Source organism: Nonomuraea sp. NPDC054003 (assembly GCF_055585125.1).
Genome location: NZ_JBVJKR010000005.1, coordinates 497,891 through 511,755, shown reverse-complemented (window position 1 = coordinate 511,755; position 13,865 = coordinate 497,891). Strand labels below are relative to the sequence as shown.

The 13,865-nt window shown below is 70.5% G+C and carries 12 protein-coding genes; 3 read left to right on the top strand and 9 right to left on the bottom strand.

Annotated features, from left to right (window positions below):
* Positions 1 to 11: 11 nt before the first annotated feature.
* From ACZ6YG_RS16095 to ACZ6YG_RS16080, 4 genes are read right to left on the bottom strand one after another with little or no spacing between them, the layout of a single operon-like run.
* Positions 12 to 785 (bottom strand): ABC transporter ATP-binding protein, encoded by a 774-nt coding sequence (locus ACZ6YG_RS16095; RefSeq protein ID WP_466018423.1) that lies wholly within the window; start codon positions 783 to 785, stop codon positions 12 to 14.
* A complete protein-coding gene (locus ACZ6YG_RS16090) occupies positions 782 to 1,753 on the bottom strand; it encodes a FecCD family ABC transporter permease (protein ID WP_466018422.1) in 972 nt (323 codons plus the stop codon). Before ACZ6YG_RS16090 ends, ACZ6YG_RS16095 begins: the two co-directional genes overlap by 4 nt.
* Complete coding sequence (locus tag ACZ6YG_RS16085) at positions 1,750 to 2,736, bottom strand: FecCD family ABC transporter permease (RefSeq protein ID WP_466018421.1); 987 nt, start codon at positions 2,734 to 2,736, stop codon at positions 1,750 to 1,752. Before ACZ6YG_RS16085 ends, ACZ6YG_RS16090 begins: the two co-directional genes overlap by 4 nt.
* The gene (locus ACZ6YG_RS16080) at positions 2,733 to 3,752 is read right to left on the bottom strand and encodes an ABC transporter substrate-binding protein (protein ID WP_466018420.1); all 1,020 of its coding nucleotides are present in this window, start codon (positions 3,750 to 3,752) and stop codon (positions 2,733 to 2,735) included. Before ACZ6YG_RS16080 ends, ACZ6YG_RS16085 begins: the two co-directional genes overlap by 4 nt.
* A 117-nt stretch (positions 3,753 to 3,869) precedes the next feature.
* On the opposite strand from ACZ6YG_RS16080, the gene ACZ6YG_RS16075 reads away from it, so the two are divergent.
* The 3 genes from ACZ6YG_RS16075 (at position 3,870) to ACZ6YG_RS16065 (ending at position 8,762) form a co-directional block, all read left to right on the top strand.
* Positions 3,870 to 5,498 carry an ABC transporter ATP-binding protein/permease gene (locus tag ACZ6YG_RS16075; RefSeq protein WP_466018419.1) on the top strand — a complete coding sequence of 543 codons (1,629 nt, stop codon included), beginning with the start codon at positions 3,870 to 3,872 and terminating at the stop codon, positions 5,496 to 5,498.
* A complete protein-coding gene (locus ACZ6YG_RS16070; RefSeq protein ID WP_466018418.1) occupies positions 5,495 to 7,153 on the top strand; it encodes an ABC transporter ATP-binding protein in 1,659 nt (552 codons plus the stop codon). The genes ACZ6YG_RS16075 and ACZ6YG_RS16070 overlap by 4 nt, the downstream gene beginning before the upstream one ends.
* A gap of 694 nt (positions 7,154 to 7,847) precedes the next feature.
* Positions 7,848 to 8,762, top strand: coding sequence for an Ig domain-containing protein (locus ACZ6YG_RS16065; protein WP_222708947.1), 915 nt, complete (start codon positions 7,848 to 7,850; stop codon positions 8,760 to 8,762).
* A gap of 133 nt (positions 8,763 to 8,895) precedes the next feature.
* Here the strand turns inward: ACZ6YG_RS16065 and ACZ6YG_RS16060 are convergent, their stop codons facing one another.
* From ACZ6YG_RS16060 to ACZ6YG_RS16040, 5 genes are all read right to left on the bottom strand, one after another.
* Positions 8,896 to 9,372, bottom strand: a complete 477-nt coding sequence (locus tag ACZ6YG_RS16060) for a hypothetical protein (RefSeq protein WP_466018417.1) — start codon at positions 9,370 to 9,372, stop codon at positions 8,896 to 8,898.
* A 128-nt stretch (positions 9,373 to 9,500) separates the two neighbouring features.
* A complete protein-coding gene (locus ACZ6YG_RS16055; RefSeq protein ID WP_466018416.1) occupies positions 9,501 to 9,824 on the bottom strand; it encodes a hypothetical protein in 324 nt (107 codons plus the stop codon).
* Complete coding sequence (locus tag ACZ6YG_RS16050) at positions 9,821 to 10,633, bottom strand: AAA domain-containing protein (protein WP_466018415.1); 813 nt, start codon at positions 10,631 to 10,633, stop codon at positions 9,821 to 9,823. The genes ACZ6YG_RS16055 and ACZ6YG_RS16050 overlap by 4 nt, the downstream gene beginning before the upstream one ends.
* A gap of 819 nt (positions 10,634 to 11,452) precedes the next feature.
* Positions 11,453 to 12,286, bottom strand: coding sequence for an aldo/keto reductase (locus tag ACZ6YG_RS16045; protein WP_466018414.1), 834 nt, complete (start codon positions 12,284 to 12,286; stop codon positions 11,453 to 11,455).
* 33 nt (positions 12,287 to 12,319) lie between these two features.
* On the bottom strand, positions 12,320 to 13,468 hold the full coding sequence (locus ACZ6YG_RS16040; protein WP_466018413.1) for a glutathione-independent formaldehyde dehydrogenase: 1,149 nt from the start codon (positions 13,466 to 13,468) through the stop codon (positions 12,320 to 12,322).
* Positions 13,469 to 13,865 lie beyond the last annotated feature (397 nt).

Below are 13,865 nucleotides of genomic sequence, written 5' to 3'. Positions count from 1 at the left end.
CTCGGCAGCGGCTACAGGGCGGCGTCGAGCAGGCAGCGGGGTGACCCGTGCAGTTCGTCCGTGACCACCCGTCCGGCCACGCCGAACACGTCAGCCAGGAGTTCCGGCGTGATCACGTGCTTCGGTGCGCCGTCGGCCCAGACCCGTCCCTCGTGGAGAGCGACGATGCGTTCGGCGAAGCGAGCCGCATGGTCCAGCTCGTGCAGGACGGTCACGACCGTGAGTCCGCGGATCTCACGCAGGGCGCGCACCAGTTCCAGGACCTCGAGCTGATGGCGGATGTCCAGATGGGCGGTCGGCTCGTCCAGGAGCAGGATGCCGGTGTTCTGGGCCACGGCGAGCGCCAGCCGGACGCGCTGACGCTCACCGCCGGACAGCGTGTCGAGGACGCGGTCGGCGAGATGGGCGACCCCGGCCAGCTCCAGCGCCTCGTCCATGGAGTCCGACTCCCGCAGCAGGCCGAACGGTCCCTGGTGGGGGTAGCGGCCCTGGCGGACGAGTTGGCGCACGGTCATCGCGGGGACGGGGGGCAGGCTCTGGTGCAGGACCGCCAGCCGCCGCGCCACCTGCCGCCGCGACAGCGACGTCAGCTCCGCCCCGCCGAGCAGGATCCTGCCGGACGACGGTCTGAGCAGGCCGGCGACAAGGCGCAGCAGCGTGCTTTTGCCGCAGCCGTTGACGCCGACCAGGGCCACGAACTCGCCGGGCTCGACGGTGAGGTCGATGCCGGTCAGGACCGGGCGGGTGGTGTACGAGAAGTGCAGGTCCTCGACCTTGACGCTCATTGTGATCTTCCCAGTTTGATGAGGACGGCGGCGCCGGCCAGTGCGGTGATCACGCCGGTCGGGATGCCGAGCCGGTGCGTGCCGTCGAGGAGTTGCCCGGCGAGCTGGGCGAGGCTGTCAGCGCCCGCGAGCGCGATGGCGCCGACGACGGCGACGGTGAGGACGCGGCCGCCCAGTCTGCGCGCGACATGCGGGGCGGCCAGGCCGACGAAGGCGATCGCCCCCGCCAGGCTGGCCGCGCCGGCGGTCAGCATGATCGCCACGGTCAGCGCGACGGCCCGTCCGAGGCCGGGGTGCACACCGAGCGAGGCGGCGTGGTCGTCGCTGGGCGACAGGACGGCCAGCATGCCCGAGCACGCCCAGGCCACGGCGATGCCGCCGGCGATCCACCAGGAGGTGAGGGCCAGGTGCTCCCACACCCTTCCCTCCACCGAGCCGATCAGCCAGCGCAGCGCGTTGCCGAACCTGCTCGGCTGGTAGGCGAGCAGCATCGTGGTCAGCCCGGCCAGCAGCGCGCTGCCGAGCAGGCCGTGCACCACCAGGCCGGCCGGGTCTCGGCCCGCCGACAGCAGCCAGGTGAGCCCGCCGCCCAGCGCGCCCCCGGCGAGGGCGGCGAGCAGCGCCCCCGCCGCGGAGTCGGCGGGGAACAGGCCGAGGGTGAGCCCGCCGAGGATGCCGAGCACCGCGCCGGGGTTCACGCCGGAGAACTCGGGCGCGGCCAGCGTGTTGCGCAGCGTGGCCTGCAGCACGTATCCGGCGACGCCCAGGGCGGCGCCGGTGAGCAGGGCGGTGAGCAGCCTCGGCACGCTCAGCTCCCACACGATCTTCTCCGCCTGGCCGTCCGCGGCGCCGTCGAGCAGGCCGGTGATCGCGCCGAGCGGCTGACCGGAGGCGAGCAGGTGCACAGCCGCGACCGCCAGGAGCAGGGCCGCCGCCGCGACACCCCGAGCGGGCCTCGCCGACGTCATGAGGTCGCCCGCCGGCGCAGCAGTACGGCCCCCACCAGCACGCCGGTCAGCGCCGTCCACGCCCCGAGAGGCGTCTCCACCGGATCGAAGGCCAGCCGGGCGGCCAGGTCGGCCGTCACGGTGACCAGAGCCCCGAGCGCGGCCGACCATGGAAGCCAGCACCGGGCTCCGGCGTGCGGGCGCAACCGCCTGGCCAGCACCGGCGCCAGGAAACCCACCCACGCGATCGGGCCGCACGGCCCGGTCACGGCGCCGATCAGCAGGGTGGCCACCGCGAGCACCCCGAGACGGGCGAGGTTCACCCGGCTGCCGAGCGAGGCGGCCGCGTCGTCACCGAGGCGCAGCAGGCTGAGCGCGGGGACGCACAGCACGACGAGGGGGAGTGCGACGGCGAACCACGGCAGTGTCTCCGAGGCCTGCTCCCACATCAGACCGGACAGGCTGCCGACGAGATAGCGGAAGAGCATGTCGTACTGGAGGCGGTCGGCGGTAGCCATCACGGCCAGCAGCAGCGCCTGGATGCCGGTCGAGACGGCGGCGCCGATCAGCAGGACGCCTCCGGCGCTGCGGCCCGAACGGGCCGCGGCCAGCGTGACGAGCCCGCCGAGGGCGGCGCCGGACAGGCCCGCCAGCGGGTAGAGCGAGGGCGGCACGGGCAGCGTCCAGATCACGCATACGCTCACCGCTAGCGCGGCCCCGGTCGAGACGCCGAGCATCTCAGGCATGGCCAGCCGATTCCTGAGGGACTCCTGCAGCAGGAGCCCGGCCGTGCCGATCGCCGCGCCGCCCGCCAGGCCGATCAGCACGCGGGGCACGCGCAGTTCCCACACCACGAGGTGCGCGATCGACTCGGGAGCCATCGCGAGGAGGTCCTGCGGAGCCACGAACGGCGTGCCGAGGCAGAGGCCGGCCAGTGCCGCGACGGCGAGGCCGAGGCCGGCCGCCCAAGGCGCGACCGGACGCCCGCCGAGCGCAGCGCTCACCCGGCGGCCTTGGCGAGCGCTTCGTCCAGGATGACGCCGAACGCCCTGGTGCCCCGGCCGGACGCCCACAGTTCGGTCGGCACCTCGAACACCTTGCCGGCCGATACGGCGGGAACGCGCTTCCACACCGGGTTGTCCTTGTAGTGGTCGCTGACCTTGGTGCCGAAAGACTGGATGAAGATGATCTGAGGGGCCTTGGCCAGGATCTCCTCGATGCTGTAGGCCTGCGCGGTCTCGAAGCCGCCGCCCTTGCTGGGCCAGGGGTAGGCGAAGAACTGCGACATGAAGTGCCCCAGCACGTCTTCGGTCGTGTTGACGCCCACGGAGGTACCCCCGTACATCGCCAGGACCGGCGTCTTGTCCAGCCCGGCCGCCTTGGACCGGGTCGTTCCGTCGGCGAGCTTGGCGCGGAAGCGGGTCTCGGCCTCGGCCTGCTGTTGCCCGCGGTCGGTGAGCTGGGCGAGCGCGCGCAGGTACCCGATGGAGTCGTCGTACGACTTGACCTGGACCACCCACAGCGGCGCGAACTTCTCCACGGCGGTTCTGAGCTGGTCGTGCACACCGGCGAGGCCGATCACCAGGTCCGGTTTCGCCTCGGCGATCCTGGCGACGTCCTCGCCGCCGAAACTGCCGGGGATGACCGGGACGTCGGAACCCTTCGCGCCCAGGTAGGCGGAGTGGGAGAGCAGGCCGGGCGTGGTCGTGGCCACAGGGGTCAGGCCCAGCTCGACTAGGGCGTCGTCGCACAGGCCGGTCAGGCAGACGACGCGTTCGGGCTTCTTCTTCAGTGTGAACGTCTTGCCGTGCGGGTCGGTGATGGTCAAGGCCGCGCTGACCGGGGAGACCGGGGCAGCGGTCGCGGTGGCGGCCGGTGGAGGTGCCGTGGCCGTGGTGCCGGCTTGGGGGGCGCTCTGACTACAGGACGCCACCAGGACGAGCGGTATCAGGGCGAGGAGGCATCGCCTCAGCGCAGGCCGGGCGTGGTATCCGCCGATGGAGAAAGCGCCGTAGCGCATGGGGCCTCCGGTAGTGAAAATCATCGTCGAAATGGACAATGAAAATAGTTATCATTTACTCTCGCTTCGCATCAAGTCGGCACATCGTGTGCTTCAGGGACTCGGAAGGACAGCGCGTTGATCATTCATCGCCGGCTGCTGCAGCTGGCCGGGAGCGTGCGGGGGCCGATCGCGGCCTGTGTGGCGCTTGGCCTGGCGGTCAGCGCCGCGTACGTCACCCAGGCGGTCCTGCTCACCGCGGCCCTGGCAGCCCTGATCCGCGGTGACACCCCGGCCGCGGTGCGCCTGCTGGCCTGGGGATTCGCGGTGATCGCGGTGCGGTCGGCGCTCTTGTGGACCAGAGAGGCGGTGACCGTGTGGGCGGGCGGGCTGATCAAAGCCAGATTGCGCGACCGGCTGATCGTCCACCTGGGACGGCTGGGCCCCGCCCACCTGACCGGCACCCGCACGGGCAATGTGCAGACCACGCTGGTGGATGGCGTGGAAGGGCTCGACCCGTACTTCAGCCGCTACCTTCCGCAGGTCGTGGTCACCTTCTGCGTGCCGGTGGCGCTGGTCGGCTGGCTGTTCACGGTCAACGCGGCAGCGGCCGCCGTCCTGGCCGTCGCCGTGGCCGGTGTCCTGATCATCCCCAGGTTCTGGGACGCGACCCTGCTGCGGCGGGGACGGGGCCGCTGGGCCGCGTTCGCCGCGCTGGCCTCGGACTACCTGGAGGCGATGCAGGGCATGGCGACGCTGCGGGCCTTCGGCGCGGTCGGCACCCTGGGGACGCGGCTGGCCGGGCGAGCCCATGATCTCTACCTGACCACGATGCGTCAGCTCAGGGTCTCCCTTGTCGAGACCGGGGTCAGCGCGTTCTTCGTGCAGGCGGGCACTGCCGGGGCCGTTCTCGCCGCGACGACCTCGGGCAGTGCGTGGGAGGTGTTCGCGGTCCTGGTGATCGCCGTCGAGTGCTTCCGCCCTGTGAAGAATCTCTCCGACGCCTGGCATGCCGGATATCTCGGGATAACGGCGGTCGATGGCATCGAGGTCCTGCTGGCGGCGTCCCCTGCTGTCGCGGATCGGGGAACGCGGCACGACTTCCCCACGCCACCTGCCATCACGTTCGAGGGCGTCACCTTCGCCTATCCGGGCTCCGAGCGGCCCGCCGTCCGCGAGGTCAGCTTCACCGTCGAGCCGGGCCGCACCGTCGCCCTGGTCGGCCCGTCGGGCGCGGGCAAGAGCACGCTGGCAGCTCTCCTGCAACGTCACCACGACCCCGACGAGGGGCGGGTCAGCATCGGCGGCGTCGACGTACGCGACCTTTCCCTGGACGCCCTGCGCGGCGGCGTCGCGATCGTCGCCCAGGACACCTACCTCTTCCACGGCACCGTGGCCGAGAACCTGCGCCTGGCCAGGCCGGACGCCGGCGACGAGCAACTGATCGCCGCCGCCCGCCTGGCCGCCGCCCACGACTTCATCACCGAGCTGCCCGGCGGCTACGACACGCCACTGGGGGAGCGCGGCGCGACGCTTTCGGGCGGGCAGCGGCAGCGCCTGGCCATCGCGCGGGCGCTGCTGGCAGACGCGCCCGTCCTGGTGCTCGACGAGGCCACCTCGCACGTGGACCCGCGCACCGAGCAGGCCCTGTCCCAGGTGCGGCGGGGCCGTACCTGCCTGATGATCGCCCACCGCCCCGACACCATTCGGCAGGCCGACCACGTGGTGACCCTGGAGAACGGAACCGTCCTGGAGGCAGTGGCATGAACCCGTCCATCCGCTGGCCCGCGGGAGCCGTCGGCGCGCATCGCCGGGCCTTCGTCTCCACCCTGGCCGCGAACCTGCTCGGCCAGCTGGCCGCGCTCGGGGCGGCCGTGACCGGCGCCTGGCTGGCCGGCCGGGCGATCGCCGGCCACGTCGCGCCCCTCGACCTGGCCGGCGCCTTGCTCGGCTCGCTGGTCGTGGTGGCCACGCTGGCCGCCTGGTGGGAGACCTACGTCGCGCACGACCTGGCGTACCTGGTGCTGGCCGGACTCAGGGGACAGGTGTACGACGCGGTCGCCAGGATCACCCCGGCCCGCCTGCTGGGCCGCCGCAGCGGCGACCTGTCGGCGGCCGCGCTGTCGGACATCGAAACCCTGGAATGGCTGTTCGCGCACACCCTTGCACAGCTCATCACGGCGGGCACGGTGCTGACGGCCGGAAGCGTGGCCGCGGCGATGATCGACCCCCTGTTGCTGACCGTCTCGCTCCCGCTGGCCGCATGTGTGCTGGCCGTTCCCCTGTGGCTGCGCAAGGCGTCGCGGCGGCACGGTGACGAACTGCGTGCCGCCACCGCCGAACTGACCGCCGACGTGGTCGACACCGTCCAGGGCATGCGCGAGCTCGCCGCCTTCCGCGCGCTCGAACGCCGGCGGGACCTGCTCGCGCGCAAGACCCGCAGGCTGGCCCGCGCCCACGCGGCGAACGCCGCCCGCGGCGGGCTGGAGGCGGCCCTCACCGACCTGCTTCTCGCCGTCGCGGCGGCGGGGACGTTGCTCCTGGTCGTCACGGTCATCCGGACCCCTGCCGACGCCCCCGTGGCCATGGTGCTGGCCGCCGGCTCACTTGGCCCGGCGGCCCAGGTGGCGCTGCTGCTCAAGGAGTACGGCACACTGCGCGCCGCCGCCGACCGGGTGCGCACGCTGGTCACCGCGCCCGCGAACGTGCCCCCGCCACGAGACGCCCGCGAGGTGGCCACCCAGCCGGACGTGATCTTCGAGGATGTACGTTTCCGCTACACGCGGGACGGGCCGGACGTGCTGCGCGGGGTGTCCTTCCGCATCCCGTACGGCAGGACCGTCGCCCTGGTCGGCGCCTCAGGAGCGGGCAAGTCCACCTGCGTGTCACTGCTGCTGCGCCACTGGGATCCGGATGACGGCCGCATCCTGGTGGGCGGCGTGCCACTGCCGAACATCGCCGAGCCGCACCGGCACGTCACCGTGGTGCCACAGGACGTACACCTGTTCGCCGGCACGATCGGGCAGAACGTACGACTCGGCGCTCCCGACGCTGACGTGGCCGGTGCCCTACGTGCCGCCCAGCTCACCATCGACCCGGAGCTTCCCGTCGGGGAACGAGGCGTCACCCTGTCCGGCGGCCAGCGCGCCAGGGTGGCAGTCGCCCGGGCGCTGGCCACGCGGGCGCCGGTGCTCGTCCTGGACGAGGCGGTGGCCAACCTCGACCCCGACAACGAGGCCCGCCTCACCGAGGAGCTCCAGCGAGCAGCCGCGGGCCGGGCCACGCTGGTCATCGCGCACCGGCTGTCCACCATCCGGCAGGCCGACCACATCGTGCTGCTGGAGGAGGGACGCGTCGCCGCCGAAGGCCCTTACGACCAGCTCAGCGAGAGGCTGTCGCAGCTGTTCGCAGCGCAATCGTGAATGATGCTGTCCCTTCTCAATTGAGTTGGCGTGCGCGACAAGGTGTGACCTGGTGGACGCCAAGTCGACTAAGACATCCGGAGTCATGGCGGTCCCAGAATCATGGCGTGGCAGGTCGAATGTCTCAGATCACCTGGCGCATGATCATGGAAGGCTGCGGTGCCTGACGCGGTTGTTGGCAGTGGCCGGAGCACCGTCCGGTCCTGTCTGGAGCACCAGGCGGTGAACGCGGCCATGTCCGCCACGTATGCGCGCCAGGTCGAGGCTGGCACCGCCTCGGTCAGCGTGGTCAGCGTCGCGGCACTCAGCGCAAAGTCCGCAGCGGTGTGCGCGGCCGCCACAGGAGCCGCGCCGGGCGCGCCGGGTCTGAGGGCGAGGGCAGTCACCGGGACTCCCTTTTGATCATGGATTGTCACTCCTGAGAAGGATTATCAGGAGCAATCTTCGGCGTCCCCTCCGCGACACCCCATCCTGGCCGGGATCCGTGGCACTGCCCTCGGTCCCGCAGTACTCCCGGGGCCGAGAGCGTCGGTACGTCGCGACACGGAAATGCCAGTAGGTCGGTCCCGCCGGGGATCTCCCACCCCGCCGCAGTTGTGCGTGAGCAGGTTGTCTTCGAGTGCACGCCCCGGCCCACCTCCCGGTCCCGGGCTCACCCATTGTCGACGCTGATGTCCCGTGAGAACATCCAGCGATGCGTGTGAATCTGTGGTATCGCAATTTATCCCGCATCCTCCTGGCCCTGGTCGCAGCTGCCTTCTCCATCGCATCCCTGGGCCTGGCCACCCCGGCATCCGCCACCGTTCCCGACGGCCACAACTGCTGGTGGGTCTCGCCGGGCAGCCCACCGAGCAAGACCGACAACAAGACCGTCAACTACAGCGCGACGGTCCAGTGCGACGGTCCAGCGCGCCGCATCGACGCCACCCCGGCATCCGCCGACCTTCCCGACGGCCACGTCTGCTGGTGGGTCTCGCCGGGCAGCCCACCGAGCAAGACCGACGCCAAGACCGTCAACTACAGCGCGACGGTCCAGTGCGACGGCCCAGTGCGCCGCATCGACCTCACCGTGGAGCTGCTCTACCACGGGCTGGTCGCCGGCCCCGGCGTAACCGTGAACGGCCGCACCGACGTTTGGCAGTACACCACCCTGGTCCCCCTGTTCGGCCTCGGCGCCCCCACCCCGGGCGAGTTGTGCGAATCCGGCTATTACTCGGGCCGGGCGACCGCCACGGTCCAATACCTGTCGGGGTCTCCGGAGTTCATCACCGGATCGACGGGGTCTGATCCGGTATGGCTCGACTGCCCGCCGCCGGATATCCCCACGCCCCCGCCGGCGATGACGGTCGTCAACCCGGGCACCCAGAGCACGCGCCTCCCGGCGGACAGCGTGATGCTGCAGATGCAGGCCACCGGCGGGAGCGGGTCCTACACCTGGTCGGCGACCGATCTGCCGCCCGGGCTGACCATCGACACGACGACCGGCTTGATCACCGGCACGCCCTCGATAGGAATCTACAACGTCACGGTCACGGCCGTCGGCGGCGGCCAGGCAAGCACCACCTTCACCTGGCGCGTCCGGCGCGAGGCCATCTGCCCCAGATGCTGATCTTCTGCCCCCAACGGAAACTCTGTCGGAAAGGCGACGGCGCGTATTGTCTGCGCTCCCGGCTCGGTCCTCCTCTCCGATCCCGCTCGGTGCGGGTAAGAGAGGAGCAACCCGTGACACACGCCCCTCTCTGTCAGACTGCCGCCTGCGACAGCTTCCTGGCGACCTGCAGCGTGTACAGGGCTCTGGCCAGGTCCACCTCGTAGCGGTGCCAAGCGCGCTCATCCAGCGCGGGCCGCAGGTCGTCGCTGCGGAGCCGAAGAGCATTGGCGAGGCCTTGCCGGAGCTTGTCGGCGTGTCTCGGCCCGATTCTGTCGAAGCGCGTCAGGTGCTGCCGATGGCGCTGGATGTCGGCCGCGGTGTGCAGTCCGGTGGCCTGCAGGACCCCCGCCGGGACTTTGGGACCGTCATAGTCCAGCTTCCCGACCGGAAGCAGGCCGAGCCGGGTCCCGACCTTGTCATCACGCATCGCGCGCCGGTAGCGATGCACCTCGGCGGTGGCGTCCTGGAGGAGAAGGTGGCCTGCCTGCCGGTCGTGTTCGAGGGAGGCGAGCAGTTTGCGAGCCCAACGATGGATGTCGTCACGTTGGCGCCACCTGGAAAACAACACGTCGTCCCCTCGCCGTCAGGGCTTGAGCGGATGCCATGGTGAGGATCGTTCGCCGAACGCCTTCTGGCTATCGAGCTGGATGCTTGATTGTCCTGCCGGAAGATGAAGGGAAATGTCACGGTCGGGGATCACGGCCGGGGCCGGCGAGGTGCACGTCGCTGATTGCGTCCGCCGTCGATGTCCGGGAACGGGCTGATGGGGTGCCGGCAGGGCGGCGGGCACAGCCAGTGCAGGCGTCTTTTCGAGCCGCTGCCGCGCAGGGCGGCCTGGCGTTGCTGCCGGCAGGCCGGGCAGGTCGGTGGACGGTCGAACTCATCGGCACGTTCGTGCCGCAGGATGTGAGCGGCGAAGTGCCGGCTGCGCATCACGGCCATGACTTCCCGTCGTCCGCCGACCCGCTGGTGCGACAGCATGTTCATGCTGCCGAGGAAGGTGAGGCTGTCGTCGATCACGGCGAGTTTTGATGCTCCTCCTGCAGGAACACCACATGCTGGACGGCCTGGCGCAGCGCCTGGACGTAGGGCTTGTAGCGTTCTTCCTTCTCGCGCGGCGGCAGCACGACCGCCCGGACGACGACGCCGCGCTGCGCGGCGGCCTGCAGCGCGGGCAGGATGTCGTAGACGCGCTGGCCGACCCAGGGACTCCACATCCACACGCTGCGCTCGGCCGCGTCGATGGCCGCGCACAGCTCGGCCGGCAGGACCTCCTCGTCGTACAGGCCGGTGACCTTGACATGGCCACGCAGCGCTTCCCACACGGTGCGCCGGGCCCCCGACGGCTCGGGGGCGTGCTCGAGGCCGAGAAGGTCACATGCGGAGACGATCGTGACACGGCGCTCCCGGCACAGGTCGCCCAGGACACGTAGCGGTCCGGCCCCGGCTCGGGCGACGGCGGCGCCGGGGGCGATGAGGTAGAGCAGCCGGCGGGCCCGGGTGACGGCCACGTTGACGGTCTGCCGTGCTCCGGGCAGGTTCCTGGCGATCCGGCTCCAGCCGTCCTCCACCAGATCGACGATTGCCGTGTCGAACTCCCAGCCTTGGAAGCGGTAGATGGTGCCGGCCTCGGCCCGGGCGTCGGTGTCGGTGTCGGTGTCGGTGAACACGGCGGTGATCAGATCGGATTCCTGGCGGTACGGGGTGATCACTCCCACAGAGGTCTCGCCCGCGGCGAGGTGGTGCTCGGCCAGGGCCCGGGCGAGCAAGGAGCCGATCGCCCAGCACGACGAGCGCGATCGCGCGCGCGACGACTGCCTCACGCTCATGGCCCTCGCGTATGGGGGCGGGCTACGACAGGAGGAACTGGAGAAGATCCGCGGTGATGAGATCCGCATACTGGACAACGGCATGGCGGTCTTCGACGCCATCCACCTGGGGAGGGTGATCGTTTGCCCGAGCGGCCTGGCAGGAGTATCTGGCTGACATCGCCGGCCGTGCCGGCAACCGACGTCCTTACCGCCCGCGCCGTACCACAGCGCACACCACCCGTTCGGGGACCACCCGACGCCCGCTCGGCGCCCTGCCCGCGCTATCTGCCCGGCGGCTACGCGCCACCTGGATCGTCGAGCTGCTGAGCGCCGGCATAGACGGCGCTTTAGTAGCTGACGTGGCCGGGCTGTCGCTCGCCCGGCTGGAAACCTACCGGCAATTCGTGGCAACGCACCCCGATGACGTGGACGTCAACGGTGGACGCGAGACCCCGCCAGGGACTGTACGGTCTTCACTGGACACTCCCGGTTCCGTTGGACATGGAGACCCGGCTCGACCTCACCGCGGCGTGAGCGGACCTCCGGCGGGACGGTGTGCCGCCCGATCGGCTCGGCGCGCCACCTTCGCCCACTGGCTGCAACAGCATTCCGAGTCCAGCTCATCCGCCGGGATGGCTCAACCGCGTACGCGTCCGGCGCCCGCGCGCCTCAGATTGTGCAGTGCGCCGCCCGCTGGCAGTGCGCCGTGCGGCGCCTTGTCCTGTCCCCGCCCCTTATGGACGTGACAAGCTCCAGAGGCGGAGTCGTTGTCCGCTTTTCGGCAGAGGAGGGCGACAGGCGGGTCCAGCCTCCTGCAAGACGGGCTCGGCAGGGCGATCACAGCATGTCGAGCGGCACCTTGTGGTCGGGCGCGGGGAAGGCGCGGTCCAGCGTCGCGAGGTCGTCGGCCGTCAGCCGCAGGTCCAGGGCCGCCGCGTTCTCCCGGACGTGGTCACGGGTGGCGGCTTTGGGTATGGCGATCATCGGGTCGTCGCGCAGGACCCAGGCGAGCGCCACCTGCGCGGGCGTCGCGCGGTGTGCGGCCGCGACCTCGCGCAGTGCGGTGGAGCCGAGCAGGCGTCCCTGCTCGATGGGCGAGTACGCCATGACGGGCATCGAGCGCCGCCGGCACTCGGGCAGCAGATCCACCTCGGGCCCGCGGCGGCTGAGGTTGTAGAGGATCTGATCAGTTTGGGGGGTCGTCCCGGCGGGAAGTGCGGCCAGGTCGCCGACGTCGAAGTTGCTGACTCCCCACGAGCCGATCGCGCCGTCGCTTACGAGGGAGTCGAATCCCCCTATGGTCTCGGCCAGCGGCACACTTCCCGGCCAGTGCAGCAGGTAGAGGTCGATGTGGTCGGTGCCGAGCCGGCGCAGGCTCTCATGGCAGGCGGCCCGCACCCCGTCATGGTCGGCGTGGCTCGGCAACACCTTGCTGATCAGGAAGACCTCGTCACGGCGACCCGAGATCGCCGCGCCGACCAGGCTTTCGGCGCCGCCGTCGCCGTACATCTCGGCGGTGTCGATCAGGGTCAGGCCGAAGTCCAGGCCGGCGCGCAGCGCGTCCATCTCCTCGCTACGCCGGGCCGGATCCTCGCCCATATGCCAGGTTCCCTGGCCGAGTGCCGGAACCAGGACGCCCGACGGCAGTGCGACAGTGTGGGTGGCTGTCATGTGACCTCTCTTCCCCCCCCGGCTCGGCGGGTGTCAGCGCCTGTGGCCGTTGGGGTGCAGGACGATCTTGGTCCAGCCCTCCTCGCGGGCGTCGAAGTTCCGGTAGCCTTCCGGGGCCTGCTCCAGCGGCAACTTGTGTGAGACGACGAACGACGGCGTGGCGCGACCGGTGTGGATGAGGTTGCGCAGCTGCCGATTGTAGGCTTTGACGTTGGCCTGGCCGGTGCCGATCTTCTGGCCTTTGAACCAGAACAGTCCCATGTCGAAGGGGATCTCGCCCTTCTTGGCCATGTCGTCGGGGGCGCCGGGGTCATGGGGCAGGAACAGGCCGACCACGCCGATGCCGCCGGTCGGCCGTACCGACTTGACCAGGTTGTTCATCGTCATGTTGGGGTGCTCGGTGCCCTGCGGGTCGTGTGCCTGGTAGCCCACGCACTCACAACCCCGGTCGGCACCTTCGCCACGGGTCTGTTCCAGCACCTGGTCGACGGGCGAGCCCTTGGAGTCGTCGATCGCGATCGCGCCGATCGACTCCGCGAGCCGGAGCCGGTCGGGGTGGCGGTCGACGACGAAGACCTGGCTGGCGCCCTTGATCATCGCCGAGTAGGCGGCCATCTGGCCGACCGGGCCGGCGCCGTAGACGACGACCGACTCGCCCGGCCGCATGCCGGAAAGTTCGGTGCAGTGCCAGCCAGTGGGGAAGATGTCCGACAGCATCACGTAGTCGGTTTCCTTCTCCCGGGCGTCCTCCGGCAGCCGCAGGCAGTTGAAGTCGCCGTAGGGCACGCGCAGTAGTTCGGCCTGGCCGCCGTTGTAGGGCCCCATGCCGGCGAATCCGTACGCGGCGCCGACCGCGTCAGGGTTGAGGGTAAGGCAGAAGGCGGTCAGCCCGGCCTCGCAGTTCTTGCAGTGCCCGCAGGAGATGTTGAACGGCAGGCAGACCATGTCGCCGACCTTGATCCGGTCGACCGCCGACCCGACCTCGACGACCTCGCCGAGGTTCTCGTGGCCGAGCACCCGGCCGGGCTCCAGGTCGGTGCGCCCTTCGTACATGTGCAGGTCGGAGCCGCAGATGTTGGTCGTGGTGACGTGGACCAGGACGTCGGTCGGCCGTTCGATGCGGGCGTCCGGCACGTCCTTGACCACCACGTCGCGGACCCCGTTGTAGACCAGTGCTTTCATGCTGTTCCCCCTTGATTGGTTTGCCAGGTGCCCGCGGGCTGGCGTGCACTCATGTGCGGCGGGCGGTGCAGTGGATACGTTGGTCGGCGGCAGTGCGGGCCCAGTGCCGGTAAGCGAGGCGAACCCAGCTCAACTCATTCCCTCGAATTCCAGGGCATAGGTTCGTATCTGGTCAGATGTCTCCATTGATACGCCCAGCTCGAGGCACGCCGATCCGGAGGAGCTCGATGTGAAAACAGGCCGAGAACGAAGAAACGGCAGAGGAAGCGCCGGTGACAGACCTCACGCGGGGCGTGGCGTTCAGCCGCGCGCTCTTCGCGACCGTCACCACGCAGCTGGTGCTTTACTGAAGGCGCCGCGCTCCGCTGGGCGAGCTGCTGAAGGAGCGGCCGACTTA